At 48.0% G+C, this 17,535-nt stretch carries 14 protein-coding genes; 7 read left to right on the top strand and 7 right to left on the bottom strand.

Going from position 1 to position 17,535, the window contains the following annotated elements:
- Positions 1-2,011, top strand: a 2,011-nt coding sequence (locus tag QZL63_RS00100) for a GH92 family glycosyl hydrolase (RefSeq protein ID WP_290584982.1), incomplete at its 5' end; no start/stop codon positions are given.
- 12 nt (positions 2,012-2,023) lie between these two features.
- Here the strand turns inward: QZL63_RS00100 and QZL63_RS00095 are convergent.
- On the bottom strand, positions 2,024-2,404 hold the full coding sequence (locus QZL63_RS00095; protein ID WP_290584955.1) for a S41 family peptidase: 381 nt from the start codon (positions 2,402-2,404) through the stop codon (positions 2,024-2,026).
- A gap of 777 nt (positions 2,405-3,181) precedes the next feature.
- On the opposite strand from QZL63_RS00095, the gene QZL63_RS00090 reads away from it, so the two are divergent.
- Positions 3,182-4,087: a hypothetical protein gene (locus QZL63_RS00090; RefSeq protein ID WP_290584947.1), complete on the top strand. Its 906-nt coding sequence runs from the start codon at positions 3,182-3,184 to the stop codon at positions 4,085-4,087.
- A 328-nt stretch (positions 4,088-4,415) separates the two neighbouring features.
- On the opposite strand, the gene QZL63_RS00085 is transcribed toward QZL63_RS00090, so the two are convergent.
- From QZL63_RS00085 to QZL63_RS00075, 3 genes are read right to left on the bottom strand one after another with little or no spacing between them, the layout of a single operon-like run.
- A complete protein-coding gene (locus QZL63_RS00085) occupies positions 4,416-5,807 on the bottom strand; it encodes a cytochrome-c peroxidase (protein ID WP_290584936.1) in 1,392 nt (463 codons plus the stop codon).
- Positions 5,808-5,840: 33 nt separating this feature from the next.
- Entirely contained in the window at positions 5,841-6,623 is a 783-nt protein-coding gene (locus QZL63_RS00080) for a cytochrome c biogenesis protein (RefSeq protein WP_290584989.1), read from the bottom strand.
- Between the two features lie 32 nt (positions 6,624-6,655).
- Entirely contained in the window at positions 6,656-7,555 is a 900-nt protein-coding gene (locus QZL63_RS00075) for a cytochrome c biogenesis protein ResB (protein ID WP_022307319.1), read from the bottom strand.
- 305 nt (positions 7,556-7,860) lie between these two features.
- Here QZL63_RS00075 and QZL63_RS00070 point away from each other — a divergent pair, with 305 nt between their 5' ends.
- From QZL63_RS00070 to QZL63_RS00050, 5 genes are all read left to right on the top strand, one after another.
- Positions 7,861-8,268 (top strand): Fur family transcriptional regulator, encoded by a 408-nt coding sequence (locus tag QZL63_RS00070; protein ID WP_022307318.1) that lies wholly within the window; start codon positions 7,861-7,863, stop codon positions 8,266-8,268.
- Positions 8,269-8,287: 19 nt separating this feature from the next.
- The gene (locus tag QZL63_RS00065; RefSeq protein WP_022307317.1) at positions 8,288-8,857 is read left to right on the top strand and encodes a 6-carboxytetrahydropterin synthase; all 570 of its coding nucleotides are present in this window, start codon (positions 8,288-8,290) and stop codon (positions 8,855-8,857) included.
- Positions 8,858-9,056: 199 nt separating this feature from the next.
- Positions 9,057-9,374, top strand: coding sequence for a helix-turn-helix domain-containing protein (locus tag QZL63_RS00060; RefSeq protein WP_290584925.1), 318 nt, complete (start codon positions 9,057-9,059; stop codon positions 9,372-9,374).
- Complete coding sequence (locus QZL63_RS00055; protein WP_022307316.1) at positions 9,367-10,452, top strand: type II toxin-antitoxin system HipA family toxin; 1,086 nt, start codon at positions 9,367-9,369, stop codon at positions 10,450-10,452. The genes QZL63_RS00060 and QZL63_RS00055 overlap by 8 nt, the downstream gene beginning before the upstream one ends.
- Before the next feature lie 191 nt (positions 10,453-10,643).
- Positions 10,644-11,324: a UPF0489 family protein gene (locus QZL63_RS00050; RefSeq protein ID WP_022307315.1), complete on the top strand. Its 681-nt coding sequence runs from the start codon at positions 10,644-10,646 to the stop codon at positions 11,322-11,324.
- 87 nt (positions 11,325-11,411) lie between these two features.
- On the opposite strand, the gene QZL63_RS00045 is transcribed toward QZL63_RS00050, so the two are convergent.
- From QZL63_RS00045 to QZL63_RS00035, 3 genes are read right to left on the bottom strand one after another with little or no spacing between them, the layout of a single operon-like run.
- Complete coding sequence (locus QZL63_RS00045) at positions 11,412-14,369, bottom strand: DEAD/DEAH box helicase (protein WP_022307314.1); 2,958 nt, start codon at positions 14,367-14,369, stop codon at positions 11,412-11,414.
- Positions 14,366-16,150 carry a phospholipase D family protein gene (locus QZL63_RS00040; protein WP_022307313.1) on the bottom strand — a complete coding sequence of 595 codons (1,785 nt, stop codon included), beginning with the start codon at positions 16,148-16,150 and terminating at the stop codon, positions 14,366-14,368. The genes QZL63_RS00045 and QZL63_RS00040 overlap by 4 nt, the downstream gene beginning before the upstream one ends.
- On the bottom strand, positions 16,143-17,321 hold the full coding sequence (locus QZL63_RS00035; RefSeq protein ID WP_290584917.1) for a DUF6361 family protein: 1,179 nt from the start codon (positions 17,319-17,321) through the stop codon (positions 16,143-16,145). Before QZL63_RS00035 ends, QZL63_RS00040 begins: the two co-directional genes overlap by 8 nt.
- Positions 17,322-17,535 lie beyond the last annotated feature (214 nt).

Genomic DNA, 17,535 nt, shown 5'->3' with positions numbered 1-17,535 from the left:
GGCGCGGTTCAGCAAACCGTTTGCGAGCTGGTCGATCGTCCCCTCCTGGGACGAGACCCCCATGGAGCAGCTTTTCAGCCGGGGGCTCGAAGGCGAGTACTTCGACAACATGACCCTTTCGGGTACTCCTCGGGCGACGAGAACGGATGAAAAGATCGATTTCGAATGGGAGGGGGCTCCGATCTCGGGAATCGGTCCGGACAACTTCTCGGTCCGGTACCGGGGTGTGCTCCGGGCGAGAACGTCGGGAACGCACCGCTTTTACCTGACGAGCGACGACGGTGCCCGCATGTTCATCGACGGGAAGCTGGTCATCGATGCGTGGTACGACCACGGGCCCACGACCGAGATCTGTTCGTGCGAAATGGAGGCGGGCCGCGAGTACGAGGTGGTCGTGGAGTATTACGAGCATACGAACTCCGCCACGTTGAGGCTGGGGTGTATCGAGCCGAAAGACTTCGATGCGGAGCGTCTTGTGCAGATGGCCCGCAAGGGCTCCTCGGCCGCTGCCGTCTGCGTGTCGTTCCCGACCGAGAGCGGAGAGGAGGTCGAGGTGAAGATCGGTACGTCGTTCATCAACTTCGAGCAGGCCCGCCGCAACCTTTGCAGCGAGATCGGCGACAAGAGTTTCGAACAGCTTCTCTCCGATACGGGAGAGGCATGGGAGGAGGCGCTCGGAAAGATCCGGATCGAGACCTCCGAGACGAACCGGGAGATATTCTACACGGCCTTGCAGCGTTGCATGCTGCTGCCGAGAGACATCACCGAGCAGGGTTACCACTACAGTGCGTTCAACGGGAAGATCATGCCGGGAGTCATGTATACCGATTTCTCGCTGTGGGACACCTTCCGCTCGCTGCACCCGCTGCTCGTCCTCCTGGAGCCGGACCGCGTCAATGCGATGATCGAGGCCCTGCTCAACTCCTATGACGAGGGCGGCTGGATCCCCAAATGGCCCAGCCCGGGTTATTCGAACATCATGCACGGCACCCACGGCGATGCGGTGATCGCGGATGCCTACGTCAAGGGCCTCCGCAACTACGACGAACGAAAGGCGCTCGAGGCCATGATGAAGAATGCCACCACGAAGGGAACGGGACATTACGTCGCCCGGGTGGGGATTCTTGATTTCATCCGGCTCGGGTACGTCCCGACGGACAAATACGGCGAGTCGGCCATCCGGACCCTCGAGTTCTCCTACGACGACTTCTGCATCGCGCAGATGGCCCGGGCCATGGGCGACGGGGAACTCTACGGGCGGATGATGGCCCGTGCGATGAACTACATCAATATCCTCGATCCCGAGACCCGGATGGTCCGCGGACGCAACAGCGACGGACAGTGGCGCGATGCGAAGGATCCCTCGATCAGCGGGTGGGCGCAGGGCTCCGACCGCGACCGGGAGACCTATTTCCGGAACATCACCCTCTTCGTCCCGCACGACGTGCAGGGCCTGGCCAACTTCATGGGCGGCAACAAGGCGCTGGAGGAGTATCTGGACTATTTCTTCGACAACGATTTCTATTATGTGGGCGACGAGTATTCCATGCATTCGCCCTACCTCTACAACTTCATCGGCAAGGCGTGGAAGACGCAGCGGACCATCCGCCGGCTGCTCGACTACAACTTCACGAACGACTCCTGGGGCCTGCCCGGAAACGACGACTGCGGGCAGATGTCCTCGTGGTATGTGATGGGGGCGATGGGTTTCTACCCCGTCTGCCCGGGAATTCCGGCCTATCAGATCGGCAGCCCCGTCGTGGACCGTCTGGAACTTTCGCTCGCCAACGGAAAGACGTTCACCCTCATAGCCGAGAACAATAGCCCGGAGAACGTCTATATCCAGTCGGCCGAGCTGAATGGGAAACCCTATACGAAATGTTGGATCAGCCACGACGACATCATGGACGGGGGCACCCTGGTGCTCAGGATGGGCAGCCGTCCCAACCGGAAGTGGGGCGCTTCGGCGGAGGATATCCTTCCTTCGGTCAGCGCCCCGGCCGGCGAATAGCCCCGTTCTTCTTCAGCCCCTCGGGAAGCGGTCGTTGATTGTTTCGACGGCCGCTTCCCGCGTTTCGTTCCTTCCTGCCCTAATGCCGACGATCGTCGGCTCCACTTCGAGGTCAAACCGGACTCCCTGCCCCTGCACGCACCAGCCGCCGGGATAATGCCAGTCCAGGCCGGAAAAACAGCTGCGGATTCCGCCGGGCAGGACGAACACCGAAATATTGCCGTTCGTCCCGGCCGATTGCGTTCCGATTACGGTAACATCCGGATTGGCCTGCATGCATTGGACGCAATATTCCGCATGGCTTTGCGCGGTGGCAGCAATAATTACGACAACCGGTTTGCCATACTTTTCCGACCGGTTCCCCGATACCTCGGGGCAGAAAAGGAGAAACACCCCGGAAGCTGCACGTTCGGGCGCACGACCTTGTGGAAACGCGGATGGTTGTCCGGTATGATCCGGCTGTATATAAACTCCATGAATTTTCGATGCAGAAAAGCGTTGTAACTCGTTAATTTTCTGTTAGTTGCAACGTTAACCGATGCCGCAAAAAGACACGCTGTAAAGAGGCGGCAAAACCTTGTTTGACGCTTCATTTCTTGTGTCCGATATTCTCGGAAAAATGTAAAACTCGGGTTCGGAGTCTGATTTTGGGCGATTCTTTTCCCTCACCGGAGCGGGTCGCAGGAGGGGTGTGACTCCATGAGCAAAGGTAGTAATTTTTGCGGGAACTCCAAGCCCCGGCAGAGGATTTTTTCGCCGGAGTTCGCAATTCGAATGCGGGAGGTGTTGACGACTTTTGAGAGAGAAATTTGAGTCGATGGAGTAGCTGCTTCATGTCTCGGTGGCTGGAAAATTATCGCATCAATCGAATAGCTTAGATGAGTAGGCGTATTATGGAATGTTATCAGTTTAAATCTATCTTCCTATCTATAGTGTTGTATTATATACTATGTTGAATTATGAAATGCTAAGTTATTCAGAATACTAGAGCAAGAGTAAAAAATGCAGATAGGGTCAAGTAGTCGAGATTAAAGATTAGTTTAATTATAATAATTTATGTATATTTAAACTATTAAAATCTTAATTATGAAGGTACTTTCAAGACAGAGCCCAATTCGGAGTGGATTATATAGAACATCCACTAGACTATTTTATGAACCGAGTAAGTTGTTGGAAGCTCAGATTACTGAGGTATTTGATGATGTGTGGCCTACAATAACCGCACTCAAGAATCTGCGCTGGCAGGTACAAGGATACCATCATGAATATAATGTTGCGACTAATAGCCTATTAACTAGTAAGTTTGTAGAGCCAGGAGATAAATCTAATCGCCCAAATTTGTATCGTTCATGCATTGAACAGACCTGGGATGATCAGGAGTTTATTATCGCAAAAAATTTGTTAATAAATATATTTGCGTGCTATGAAGCTTGGATTGAAAATATTCTTAATATTCATAGATGTAATATTTCAGCCAATCAAAAGCTACTGCAAAGTACGAATTGGAATAATTTGATTTCACGATTAAACGCGACCCCGGATAATAAAATAGTTACGAACTTTTATGAAGGATATAAGAAATGTAATAAGAATTATGCTTTGAGTTACATTGATAAGTATATGAAGCTCTTGCGATATTTCAAAGAGTGTAGAAATTGTATTGTTCATTGTGGTGGTCAAACTACTCAACGTGTAATTGATACTTATCTGGATATTGTAGATTATACGGCAAATGATTTGGGGATTAAAGAAAAACCGCAAATTTTTTTAAACAATATAAATGATTCCATTAAGCTTTCTTTACGTGGAGTGGTGGGATTTTCTCAGATAATTCTTAAGATTGTATCCACCTTTGATATTGAATTAATTAAGAGCAATGTGGCAAAGTCATATTTTATTCAGCAATTAAAATCTGCCAATCCTCATCCTTTGATATTGCCATTATTGCAACCTAAAATTATTAGTACAATATGTGGTATTATAGCAAGGGCTAAATTTATAAAGCCTAGTGAACCAAGTGATTTTTTACCGTTATTGTTGCAGGAGGATATTTTAAGACGGGATACAAACAGGTAGTTTTGATGTTATTCTAGATATGATGATCTTTGATTAATTAGGTTTTGTGCTGATAAATAGCATGAAGTGATGTGTTATATGTTTTGTCACTTCTTTTTACTTGCCAATTCTCTCGGAGATCTAAGCCTTGAGTCCGAATTTTAGAGATTCTTTTTCCTCTCTGAATCGGGTTGATAGATGCGTCGAACTCCATGAGTAAGGGTAGTAACTTTTGTGGGATCTCCAAGTTTCGACGGAGGATTTTTTCGCCGGGGAGGGTGTGATTCGGCGGTAAGAAAAAAAGCCCGGCACGTCGGAACGTGTCGGGCTGAAAAAGAGGCGTTGTGCCTTATTTCGTCTCGGGAAAGTTGTCGTTGGTCAGCAGCTTGCCCTGGTATTCGCCGGTCAGCGTCTTCAGGAAGGCTACCATCCGGTCGACCTCCTGCTGCGTCAGCTCTTCACCCACCTCATAGCGGGCCATCGAGACGACGGCATCCTCCAGCGTAGCCTGCGTGGCATCGTGGTAGTAGGGGGCCGTCAGAGCGACGTTGCGCAGTCCGGGCACCTTGAAGCGGTGGCGGTCACGCTCCTCCTTGGTCTCCTTGTAGCGGCCGTTGTCCTCGATGGTGAGCTCCGTACCGCGGTCTGCGAAGTAGTCGCGCTTGATACCCATCAGTTCGTACGACTGTCCGCCCATGTTCTCACCGACGTGGCACGTGGCGCAGTTGTACTTCTTGAAGAGCTCGTATCCGGCAATCTCGTCGGCGTTCATGGCTGTCTTGTCGCCCTTGAGGTACTTGTCGAAACGCGAGTTGGGCGTCAGCAGCGTCTTCTCAAACTCCTGGATGGCGTTGGTGATGTTGGCCTGGTTGATACCGTCGGGATAGACCTCCGTGAACTCCTTGCTGAATGCGGCGTCAGCCTTCAGCTTCTCGCAGATCTCGTCGAACGACTTGCAGGCCATCTCCACCGGGTTGACCGGAGGTCCGGCAGCCTGATCGGCCAGCGTGGCGGCACGTCCATCCCAGAACTGCACGAAGTTGTAGTAAGCGTTGAAGACCGTCGGGGCGTTCACGCCGCCCAGCTGTCCGCCAACACCCTCCGAGAAGGCCTTGTTGTCGACACCTCCCGTGTTCAGACCGTGGCACGAGGCGCACGAAATGGTGTTGTCGGCCGACAGGCGGGTATCGTTGTAGAGCTTGTTACCCAGCATCACCTTGCGGATGTCCACCGGAATCGAGTCCTGAATCGGGCGGATCGTCTCGTTAGCCCACTCCTGGTCGGCCAGCGGGTTGGGGTAGAAGGCCTCACGCTGCGACTTGGCCCATGCGAGCGCCATCTGCGTCTCCTTGTTCGTGAGCGACGCACCCCAGTGTATCAGATAGTACTTGGCCAGCGGCATCGTACCGTCGGCAATCACCTTCTCGACCTTCGCCAGGTCCACTTCGTTGATCTTCTCACCGTTCTTCAGCGCCTCCATCATCGGAGCCATGTCGAACGAACGGTAGCCCAGCCGCACATCCTCCTGCACCAGCTTGCCCGCTACCGGGAAGTTGGCATAGAAAGGCAGCTTCGGATCGGCCGAGTGGCAGGAGATACATCCGCTGCTCGCCACGATCTGCTCCATTTGCGCATTGCTTTCGAGGTCGGCCGACGGTGCCTTGTTCACCAGCCGGTAGACGACGCAAAGCACGATTATCACTACCAGCACGGATAGAATAATCTTTGAGCCTTTTTTCATAACAAATGAATTAAAATTAAACAGTTTATATAACTAAGAACGTGAATACATGTGAACACTCTGCCGGGCCGCCGGGAGGTAGTTGACCCCGTACCAGCACATCTGCAGCGCCAGAAACGAGACGATCAGAATCCAATAGAGCGGCCGTGAGGCGTTTTTGCGGAACAGACGCAGGTGGACGTAGAGCAGATACCCAGCCCACGTCACTGCGGCCCAGGTCTCCTTCGGGTCCCAGCTCCAGTAGTGGCCCCAAGCGGCCTTGGCCCAGATTGAGCCGGTGAGCATGCCGACGGTCAGAAAGGCCAGCCCGGTGTAGACCAGCTTGTCGGTCGCTTCGAGGTAGTCGGCCCGACGTTTGATGAGCCCCATGCAGGCGAGGATAAAGGCGCACCCCAGCACCGAGTAGGAGAACATGTAGACCGTAACATGCGGGATGAACCACGGGCTCTGCAGGGCGGGCATCAGCGTCTGGTCGTGAATCTCGGGTTTCAGGATGTTGATGAGGGCGAAGACCGTCGCCACCACCGTCGAGAAGCTGAGGATCCAGGGGTAGCGCCAGCGCAGGTAGGTCAGCAGTCCGGATACGCTCATGAAGAAGGAGTACCACAGCCGGGTCTCCCCCATCGTGCGCAGCGGCGGACGCTGCATGTAGAGCCAGAACCCAGCAATGAATGTCGCGAAGACCAGCGTGCCCACGCCGGTCAGCAGAATGGCCCAGCGGCGCCGTTCTTTGCTGAACAACGCCACCCCTGCGCCGGCTGCCCATAGCACGATGGAGACCAGCGCAAACCAATCGAAATTATCCCACGTGAACATCATACTCGCACACTTTTACAATACGTCTTTCGTCACCGCGATGTTTCACAAAGTTCCTTATTTTGTCTGTTCGGGCCGGCGAGAAACAGCAGGCAGCCTCCGCACAGCATCATGACCACGCCCAGCCACATGACGTATTTCAGCGGCTCCCGTACGATCTGCACCACGCAGTAGCGCGGCTGCTCCGACTGCACGTCGTACGACGTCAGGTAGTAGTCCTCTGCCCAGTTGGCCGCATAGGGGTGGTTGACCTCCAGCCGGGCCGGCTTTCCGTCGATCGAGATCTCGGCAAAGAAGTGGCGCGGGGTGCCGTTGGCGTAGTGCTCCACCGTGAAATTGTTCAGCTGCAATTCCTTTGGCAGGTAGATCTTCGCCCCCTCTTCGCTGATGGCCTCGTTGTTGGGCCGGTCGCGGAAGACCGGGATGCGCAGCGTCTGCTCCTCGGCGCTGCCCACTACGCCGGCAAAGAGCGCCAGCCACAGCCCGGCATGGTTGAGGACAAAGCGCCAGCGGTTGCGTCCCGGGCGGAAGCCCCGCCGCAGGGTAATCATTCCGAGATGGGTCAGCAGGGCGAAGAGCCCTACCACGAAGATCCAGGAGGTAGTGAAGTGGTAGCAACCCAGCCGGGCGAGCAGCCCCGAACGTTCGGCAGCCTCCGCGGCCGAGAGCTGCGGGAAGAGCCCGATGACCAGACTGCCGGCAATAAGCCAGCCCAGCGTCCAGTAGGTGCATTGCGGCGAGAGCCACATCTGAACGAACCGCGACGAGCGGTTTTCCTTGTAGGCATACACCATTCCTGCAATCCAGAGCAGGGCTATGAGAGCATCCAGCGGGAAGGCGAAGAAGGCAAACGGGAAGTTGCCGAACGCGCATTGAATCACCACCGAAAGCAGCAACAGCAGGATGAACAGATGTTTAGCCTCGAATTTCATATGTCGGTCATCTATCTAATCGGCGCAAATATAAAAAAATATCGTTTACCCGGTTACTCCAAATAGTGCGTTTCGGAGGATAAAAGGGCTGCCGATTGGAGAGATTTGTCCGTGCAGGCGGCAACAATCGTTGAGGCAGTTGGCAAACTTCGAAATCGGGAGACGGTCTGTTGGTACGCTTAATCCGCAGGGCGGCCGTAGGTGTGTCTGAAGGTGATTGGACCCTAAATCCGAAATATAAATGCGAAATATTTGCAAATGCGAATTATTTGCATTATGTTTGCACCAGAGAAAGAAACACGACGATGAACAACGAAGGACTGCAAAGAATCAAGGAGGCGGGGCTGAAGCTGACCCCGCAGCGCCGCGAGGTCTACAAGGCGATGCAGGAGCTGCGCCACGCCACGGTGGAGGATATCATCGAACGGGTCCAGTCCCGCAACAAGGAGGTGACCGTTTCGACCATCTATCGGATTTTGGACAGCTTCCGTTCGGCAAACATTTTGTCGTTCATCTATCACCCCGACACCGGGAAGTGTTATTACGACATCACGGTGGCGGAGCACCATCACCTCTTCGACGGCAAGTCGATCGAGGACTATGCGGATCCGGAACTCTCGCAGCTGATCCGCGAATACCTCGAACGCAAGCACTTCCCGACGGAGGAGATCGGTAAAGTACAGGTACAGGTAACACTTAAAAAGAATGTCTAACTTAAAACCGCAATTTGTTATGAGAAGTATCACAACATTCGATCTGCAGTATGCACACCGTTTCTACGGTTTTCAAGGAGAGGCTCAGTATCTCCACGGCCACACGGGACAGTTGACCATCGAGGTGGAGGATAGCATCGAAGCGGGTGTGAACATGGTTTACCCCTGCAACGAGATTCAGAAGGTAGCGTGGGACGTGCTCCGGAATTTCGACCATGCGCTGGTTCTGCGCGAGGATGATCCGCTGCTGCCGGCCGTTCTGGACGTCTATGAGAAGCAGGGCATCCGCAACGGACACCCGCAGAACAAGATGAAGGGCCCGGCCTTCAAGACGGAGCTGGCCACGGCCTATCCCGATTGCCGTCTGGTAGTCACGAAGGAGACGCTGACGGTCGAGGGGATGATCAAGATTGTCTACGACCTGCTGAAGGATAAGCTCAACATCGCCAAGATCACCTTCACGAGCGGTGTGAACGCGGCCTCGGCGGAGTTCGTGACCAAGAACGACATTGACCGCTGCCCGCTGTGCGGCGTTGCACTCAACGAGGAGGGTGTATGTCCGAAGTGCGGGTATCACAAGAAGAAGTAACCGTCACACTCTGTGGATAGGGTAGTCGGGTTCCGAGATTCGGAGCCCGACTTTTTTATTCTGTTGAGAACTTCCTGCCGGTTGCAAGGAAATCTCTCTTCGCAGTCCGTGTTTCATGGTGAGTATTGCTTAAATGGAAGATATTGATTATATTTGTAAGGAATACTATTTTGTTTGTTTCGCGGTATGAATAGCATTTATGAATAATATGATAGCGTTTGATATCTTAAATCCAGGTGAGGTGGCCATGCGGATTGCGGCGAGAGTCAAAGCTCGGAGATTGGAACTGGATTTGACGCAGGAGGGTTTGGCTGTGAGAGCAGGAATCAAGTTCGCAACCTATCGCAGATTTGAGCAGACGGGGGAGATCTCGTTGAAGGGGCTGCTCCAGATAGGCTTTGCCTTGAATGCCCTTTCGGAGTTCGATGCTCTTTTTGCGCAGAGGCAATATCAATCGCTCGATGAAGTCTTGAATGAGCAAAGTGTTACGCGTAAACGGGGTCGGAAAAATGAATAACATCAAACAAATCGAAGTTCTTCTTGCAGATCGGTTGGTAGGTCGTCTGGCTCTGACCAAGGAGGGGTTGTGTGCTTTTGAATATGTTCCCGATTGGCTCGGTTCGGGTTTCTCCATTTCTCCCTTTGAGTTGCCTTTGCGAAGTGGCGTCTTTATCGCCAAACCGCGTCCGTTTGAGGGAGGATTCGGTGTCTTCGATGATTGCCTGCCCGATGGATGGGGCCTTCTTATCCTGGATCGATACCTGCAGCAAAAGGGGATCAATCCTCGCGCGCTTACTCTGTTGGATCGCCTCGCATTGGTTGGGTCGTCGGGACGTGGCGCCTTGGAGTTCCGTCCGGATCATAGTGTCGTGACGCGACAGGATTATGCCGATTTCGAGAAGTTGGCATTGGAAGCGGAGCGGATATTGGACAGCGACGAGTATAATGGAGAAGGTATTGAGGAATTTCAAGACCGTGGTGGTTCTCCGGGTGGCGCACGTCCCAAGATCTTTGCTCGTTATGAAGGCAAAGAGTGGCTGGTAAAGTTTCGAGCCAAGAGAGATCCGCAGAGTATCGGTGTGGATGAATACCGCTATTCGCTACTTGCTAAAGAGTGCGGAATCGAAATGCCTGATACGCGGCTTTTCGAAGGCAAGTACTTTGGCGTGGAGCGTTTTGACCGAACGCCGCAAGGCAAATTGCATGTTGTTAGTGTGGCCGGTCTTATCGGTGCTGATTATCGGTTGCCCAGTATCGACTACAAGCATATTTTTCAAGTGTGCGCCGTGCTGACGCATAGTGTAGCCGAGTTGTGGAAAGTCTATCGACTGATGGTGTTCAATTATCTCATCGGCAATAGGGACGACCACGCTAAGAACTTTGCCTTTATTCATCGGGATGGCGATTGGCATTTTGCTCCGGCCTATGACCTGTTGCCCAGCGATGGCATTAATGGTTTTCGCATAACCTCAATCAATGACAGTATCGAACCGACGAAAGAGGATCTTTTGGCTGTAGCAGCAAAGGCTGGGTTGAATGAGAAAGAGGCGGTCTATGAGTTTAACAGACTGCGAGAAATACTTCCTACTACATAATAAGAATTTAAACTGTGTTAGTGAGTCGAAAGAAACTCAAGATTATTAGATTCTTAAGATATATGCGATTCCTATTTCATTTTTATGCACAATGAAAGCTATGTGGCCATATACAACGTGAAGAGTTCAAGAGATTGAAGTCCGGCTCAAGTGCGTTAAATATTCTTTATCAGGAAGGATGTACTTATGTAATGGACAATCATCTTGCGGCAGGGTGGTGCTGGTATAATACCTTAGATCGTCGTAAAGAATATAACTTTTGTCATATTGATCAGCATGATGATCTCGCTAATGATAAGCATGATATTGTGAAGGACTTATTTGAAGAAACTCCAATTTCGCTTGAAAGATATATTTCCTTACATTATGAACAGCCGTCTAAAGTTGTGATGCCTCCAGTAAAAGCTATACGATGGGATAATTATATACTTCACATGAAATCAGTGTTTCCTCATTGGTTTATGAAAGAAGTTTATGTATGTCATGATTTTGTATCAGGCAAAAAAAGCAGTGTAACAAATACTCAGCCATACGATAGCTATTATGATCTTGATAACGGATGGCAAGAATATCCAGTTCATCCAATAAATATCAATTGTTATGATTTGAGTCAAATATTGGAAGAACACATTGGTAATAATGAAGGAAGATTATGGATTGTAAATCTGGATGTTGATTATTTTCTCAATAATAAGGTTCAATTATTTACAGAGACGTATATAGAATCTATATGTACCCAGATTGTTAAAGAGAAAGCTAAAATAGCTGTACTTACTATTGCTCTCAGTCCTGATTGCTGTGGTGGTTGGGAGAATGCCATTAGAGTATATAATTATATAGCAGAACGACTTTTTATTGAAATGCGGTTATAATGTGGTGGACAATTAATGGTCTTTTTCTCCAAAATAGTTTAGATTTTATTGGGCTAAATGAAATTTATTGGTTTTGGAAGTCTTATTTCATGATTCACGCTCTTTATTATATGGACACAAATCAATAGTTAACTCTTTGAGCTGTTCATCCGAAAGATGCATATCTTTCAAAAGGTTCAACAATTCTTCCTGGCGTGGCTGTCCCAATGTCATACGATATAATGCAAGTACCTTGATCAGGCGATCGTATTTATATCGATCACGGCTGAGAGGATAAAGCGGAACAATACGTTCAATGTATTCCAATTTTGCCCGTTGTTCTTCTGTTAGTTCTGCGACAGGAAGGCACCAATAAGGAACGATATCTGAATGCGTACCTTTCAAATCTTTGTAAGCCATAGAGAATAAATCATCCCAAGTATGATACACTGCATTGCCATATAATTTTACCACATTTCTGCGTATAGCCAGGCATTTATAGCGGTTAATACGGCCTTCGCGTTGCTCCAAATCAACCGGATTCGAAGGTAAATTCCAGTGAATAATCTTTCTGGCATACCAATGAAAATCAAGACCTTCCTGTCCAATTGAAGTGGTAGAAAGCAAGAATGGCCGGAAGGGAGAGTTGAATGCCTTACGGATATTGCTGGTACGTGCGACTGATTTGTCTGTGACTGTTTTATCAATGAACGGAATTGCAAAATGGCAACGCATAAGTTGCTTTTTCTTATCCGTACCCAAAGAATCGGTTGTGTCTATACTAAGATTGCTCGTACCGATAATGGCATCCGAGATAACATGTCCGAGTTTCTTTTTTTGTGCCATGTGTGCATATTCATCGAGAACAGCCTGCAGGTTGCCTATCACACAGTAATCAAGTATAGATTCGTAATAATCATCATCATTTTTCTTGTTGTACATCAGATCTATCACAACTGCACTTTCGGGCTTGTTGAACACTGAGACGATTGCTTTGGCTACCATCTTGGCATCTTCTTCATTGCCTGATTGTCGATAGGCACATACTGCAGGTGAGGCTATAGCGATATCTGTCATCACATCCAATGCATTCGAAGGTACATACAAGCCAATCAAGTCTTCTACTGGTTCGTCATCCAGTATTCTCATGAGGGAAAGAATAAGTTGGGCGTTGTTTCGTCCTTGTTGTGGAAGGGTATGTATGAGCGTATTCTGGGCAAATTTTTCTTGAATTCGCTGTTTTATGATTCTCCGGATTGAAGAAAGTTTTTCTCCATAGAATTCCGCAGGAGAGAAAAGACCCGCTAAAGTTCGGCAAGGATACTCCAATAGCCCGCCTGTTCTTAAACGGCCTTCACCGTAACGATTCTTCTTTTTTGAAGCATAGCCTATCTTCGGCTCGGTTAACTCTCCAAAAGTATATAAATCAGAATAATATGACATCATTATGGAAATCATTCTCGGTACCATTTCCCATGACGAGAACAGGATAACCTTAGAGAAACTGCGGGCCTCGTTGCACTCGAATACACTCTCGGCCGTATAGTAAGGATTGGATGCAGGAACCCAAAGCAGCAGATGTGTTTTCTTTTCATGGCGAACTCCAAATACCAAGTCGTGAAGATACTTTAATTTGCCACTGGCAAAAGGAATTGAACGATATTTGTTGATTGCATCTCTTGAGAGGAGTAATGCTTTCATTTTACCGGATTTCTTTACCTCTAAATGATGCAATGCTGAAACTATTTGCTTCTTCAGTTCATACTTGTCCATAAAGGACAGTAAATAAGGCGAAGATTTGACATACTCCATGGGAAGATTACCCAAGTGTATTTTTTTATTTTCATGGCTTAGACAATCCATAAGATGCTGGCATTCTGCAAACGAAAGAATATCTTCCGGCAAGACCTGTACATCGCATACTTGAGAATCGTCTATAATGCCACTATTAAATCGTTCCGTGCGGCACATCACTCCATATAGAGTTTCTTCCGCCTCGTTTTTGGCGGAGACGAGAGGTGTCAGATCAACTACATCAGTACGCTTCAGTGCGGCAGAATATGTATGCCATATCAACTTAAATCGGTCTGTTTTATCTTTTGTGGCATATAGAAAGTCCATTACTTTCATGAAGTCCTGATAGTGCTCGTCATTTCCATCCGTATTCAACTCTTCAAGGGTAGAATATGGCTTGTAGGGCGTAGCGGAAAGCAACAGAATCTTGGTATTGGATCGCTTGTTATCGAAAAATTTGTTGGCCAGCATGGATTGCTCATCATCACTTTGTTCGAGCAGTGAGTTGAAGCGTTGGAACTCATCCATGATAACCAGATCCGGATCGAGCATGTCTATACTGATCCCGGCAAAAATACGACGCAGTTTGTTAATCAGATCTGCTCGCTGCCGATTGTCGCAACCATTCTGAGCATATTCAATCAGTTGATTGATAATCGTATCTGACAGGCTTATCTGCAACTTGCCATACATCTCGCAAAGATAGTCTTTGCCACATTCTTTGATTTTACCGTTATAGATGATAGTAAGTTCATGCCAGTTTTTTACATTGCAACTAAGAAGATTGCTGATGTCTTTTTTATGATCTTTAAATTGAGGGAGCTCGCATAATATATCATACATCAAGGCCCGTTCATTGGCTGTTCCTTGTGCACTGTAAAAACGGAAGGAGGTTGATGGTGTCAGTGGAATGATCGATTCTGGCATTTCCCCTTTCTCGCGTTGTTCCGCAATCCTTTTTTCTGCCAGTTTAATATAAAGATGCTGCATTGACAGACGGCTCTCACTGATACTCATCCGATTGTCAACTCCCAATTTCTCAATGTTCTGGTCGGCTATATTAGCATTAGAACAAATATAGACAACCTTAAAGAAATCATCTTGTTCCTGCTTGTGCCATTCTCGAATCAAATTAATAACTTGTTTGGCCACATACGTCTTACCCAATCCTACCTCATCGGCAAGTAATACCCGACGGTGCCCTAAGTTTTTATAGATATGTAGAATGCGCTCTGCTGTGGCACATTGAAAATCTTTGATTTCCTGGCTCATAAGCGTTTGATTCTTTTAAGAACATTTTCAAATGTGCTGTACATCTCCACGAAATGATCTGGAATAACAGACTCGTCCGCTTTTTCTACGATTTGTCGGATAGATGCAATGCGGTCTGGATCTTTATATGCCATTTTTACCATATCCTCATAAAGGGAGGTGCTGATTTGCTGTTCCAAAGCAGCAGTTTTGTCTTCGGCCAACTCTTTTTCCAACTGTTGACTTTCCAATATATACTGTTCCACATCTTCTGTCAGCATGAAAGCCAGATAGTTGATGAACTTCCCTTTTGTATTGATGAAAGAACGGAATATGGCTTTGTCTCGCTCGTCGGTTGGCATTCCTTCCGTCTTTATCTTTATCACTCGGTGTAAATCTCCAGCTCGTATTGAGTAAAACTCTGTCAGTGAATCCAGTGGTATGTCTTCAAATATCAGATCGTCAGTCAACTCTTGTTCTTTGCCATTACATCCTAAAGGATAAAGGAAAACGGATTCCGAAGGGAACTTGTTTGGCAGGCATTGGATTGTAATGGTATAGCTGCCGTTATTTGATTTGATTTGTGCTTTTTGAATCGCTGCAATCGCATGACGCAATATCAGTTCGTCGGTGATATTCTTTTCCCTACCGTCTTCTTTAGGTACCGAAATAACCTGCTCGAACATACACTCTTTACTGTCGTTAATCAGTTCACTCCGGTATTTTTCATACGAGGTCTTATATGGGGCAAACTTCAGGTGCAGTAAAAATTCCACATTCCGTCCGAATCCGTTCTTGGTAGCATTGGTAGAACCGAGATACATATGGTTATAGTAAAGATGGTCTTCATGTCTGCGTATGAAATAAACTTTCTCGTGCAAATCGACAGCTACATCTTTTTCTACTTTATCGGTCAGTACCTCCTTGGGTGTGTACACTTCGTTATTAAACAAATTTATGATCTCTTGTGTAACAGAAGCATGTCTTGTGATGAGTGTCTTTCTGGCTCCGTGGCTGCAACTGACCATTTGATTCAAGATATGTGTGTCTACGAATGGAGAGATAACCAGCATCTCTGTTGCATGCTTCAACATACTCTGTTCAAGGCATTCTGCATGTCCATCATATCCAGGTATTCCCATGGGGAAAAACTCGTAATCTTCAAAGGGCGAATCCGTAAGATCAAATTGTTCGATGCAGTTAATGTCTATGCAGAGCGAACGCATATTTTTACGGATAGTACAGTTATCGGTTTTTCCGATCAACCATGTGAGAAAGTCCACAAGCGGTTTATGTTTGCTTTGGGCTTTTTGAGTAGCTTGTTTCGTGCTGATCTTTCCGGAAAGTTCACATACTACGTCCAGGTCGTTAGAACTGGTTAGGTTGCGTGAAAGGACAATCAATTTGATTTGCTGCGTACCTATATTCGGGTTTGTTTCTTTGATTATCCATACTTTGGGATGAAAATTGATGAAGCCTCCGCCTTTCGCCTGGAGTGTTACCTGCACAACGCTTTGCTCAAGAAGTGAATACACTTTGGAGTTGGCCTGCGGTATTGCAATACATCCGGCGTTACAAAAAACTGCAAATTTACCTGCCGATTGATTGATAGTCTCAAGAATCAAGTGGGGAGAACGCATGATTGCTTCCGTCAAATCTGTCATCGTACCCAGCATAAATGGTACCGACAATAAGGAAGGCATGTCCAGACTATAGGTCGTGCATACGGCATAATCAACCACAAAGCCGTCACTTTGCAATACATCCGTATAGACAATATCATTCCATAATGCCTCAGCCATTGATAGCCTCCTTTCTTAATTCGTCAACAAAGATTTTCACCGTATCCCATCGGTACGTGAGTTTATAGTAATGTATGCGGGCTTTCTTGTCGTAAACATATGCAGGATTTCCAATTTTCCTGCGATTCCCTTTTACATTTCGTTCTCGACTGATAATCAGTTGGTCCAGATCTCCATTTTCTTCAATATCATTGGCAGCAAGGCGCTCCGCAACTTTTTCGCAGAACCTTTTCCCGCTATCCTCCCGTATGTTTACGGCATTCAGTACCTTGTCTATATCGGTCCCACTTTTCCGGTATTCTTCAAGTTTCTCCTGAAATTCAACTCGCATCTCTTCATCCTGGTATTGCGAATAGATATAGTTATAGCGGATGTGCACCATATATATAAAATCCGCAAAGCGTCGGGCCAGGTCTTGCAATTCTCCAATCTCCTGTGGCAATTGGCGGTATGGGATCTGTTCAAATCTATCGGTTATCGCAAAGTCTGGATTATCTACGATGTAACGTAATAATGTACCTTGACATGCTTTTGCATTCAGTATGTGACCCACAATGAAGTCTTTGTCCTCTACGGTCAGGTCTAAGGAGCATTTTTGAGTAAAATCATAATCCACATTTGGGAAAGAACAAAACTGGAACAGGCCTAACCTGTCATCAGCATCGTTATTGGTATCTTCGTCATCTGTCCTGACTGCCGTCGGGGCGTTGTGTAGTGCATTGGATGTTGAGTAAATAAGTTCATACAATTGCGGACTGCGCAAGATTCCAAAAGTGAGCAATCCTGTATTGTAGATGTATGCAGGATCGTATTTAACGTAGTTGTTCCCGGGTTTATTAATAACTTCGCTTCCTATAATTCCTCGTGTGTCCGTACTGCCTTCACAGAGATTCTTTGTCATGATGCGCTCCAGCCGTATAATTTCCGTTTTCACCTCTGAAATCCGGTTATATCGTTTTTCAGTAGCCTTGCGGTAGAGTTGAGGCATGAGCGAGAAATATTTAATGTGCTTCTGCAGGGTGGATATTCCGGGGAACATCCGGTCTGAAAAAGCGTCACGAATACGGCCAATGCCGAGTTCGTCGAGGGCTACAGATTCCGAGGTCATTTTCAGTACCTGCATGACCCGGGTTTGTTCTTCCCTGTTGCTATGTATATATCCTAATTTCATGAAAGAGGAGGTCGTGAGTTTTTATTGTTTCTTAAAGCTTGGTTTTGTATTGCAAGTCTGATCCTGGTAGGGTGTAGGTTTATAGGATTCTTCTGTGATAACCTTCTTGAGCGGGTGGGCAAGTAGATAAATTCTGTTAATTGCGTTTTAATAGCGTGTGGATCTTGGCCTCCTCGTCGGTGCCCGTGGTAGAGAGGCGCAGCAGCGGAAGAGC

The sequence above is a fragment of the Alistipes sp. CAG:268 genome (assembly GCA_000434235.1).
GTDB classification, from domain to species: Bacteria; Bacteroidota; Bacteroidia; order Bacteroidales; family Rikenellaceae; genus Alistipes; species Alistipes avistercoris.
The sequence above is the reverse complement of the archived record's forward strand: the minus strand, read 5'-3'. Positions and strand labels throughout refer to the sequence as shown.

Coding starts and splice junctions, on each gene's coding strand:
- QZL63_RS00085 (WP_290584936.1), bottom strand. CDS start 5,807: ATGAAAAAAGGCTCAAAGATTATTCTATCCGTGCTGGTAGTGATAATC.
- QZL63_RS00080 (WP_290584989.1), bottom strand. CDS start 6,623: ATGTTCACGTGGGATAATTTCGATTGGTTTGCGCTGGTCTCCATCGTG.
- QZL63_RS00075 (WP_022307319.1), bottom strand. CDS start 7,555: ATGAAATTCGAGGCTAAACATCTGTTCATCCTGCTGTTGCTGCTTTCG.
- QZL63_RS00070 (WP_022307318.1), top strand. CDS start 7,861: ATGAACAACGAAGGACTGCAAAGAATCAAGGAGGCGGGGCTGAAGCTG.
- QZL63_RS00065 (WP_022307317.1), top strand. CDS start 8,288: ATGAGAAGTATCACAACATTCGATCTGCAGTATGCACACCGTTTCTAC.
- QZL63_RS00060 (WP_290584925.1), top strand. CDS start 9,057: ATGAATAATATGATAGCGTTTGATATCTTAAATCCAGGTGAGGTGGCC.
- QZL63_RS00055 (WP_022307316.1), top strand. CDS start 9,367: ATGAATAACATCAAACAAATCGAAGTTCTTCTTGCAGATCGGTTGGTA.
- QZL63_RS00050 (WP_022307315.1), top strand. CDS start 10,644: ATGGACAATCATCTTGCGGCAGGGTGGTGCTGGTATAATACCTTAGAT.
- QZL63_RS00045 (WP_022307314.1), bottom strand. CDS start 14,369: ATGAGCCAGGAAATCAAAGATTTTCAATGTGCCACAGCAGAGCGCATT.
- QZL63_RS00040 (WP_022307313.1), bottom strand. CDS start 16,150: ATGGCTGAGGCATTATGGAATGATATTGTCTATACGGATGTATTGCAA.
- QZL63_RS00035 (WP_290584917.1), bottom strand. CDS start 17,321: ATGAAATTAGGATATATACATAGCAACAGGGAAGAACAAACCCGGGTC.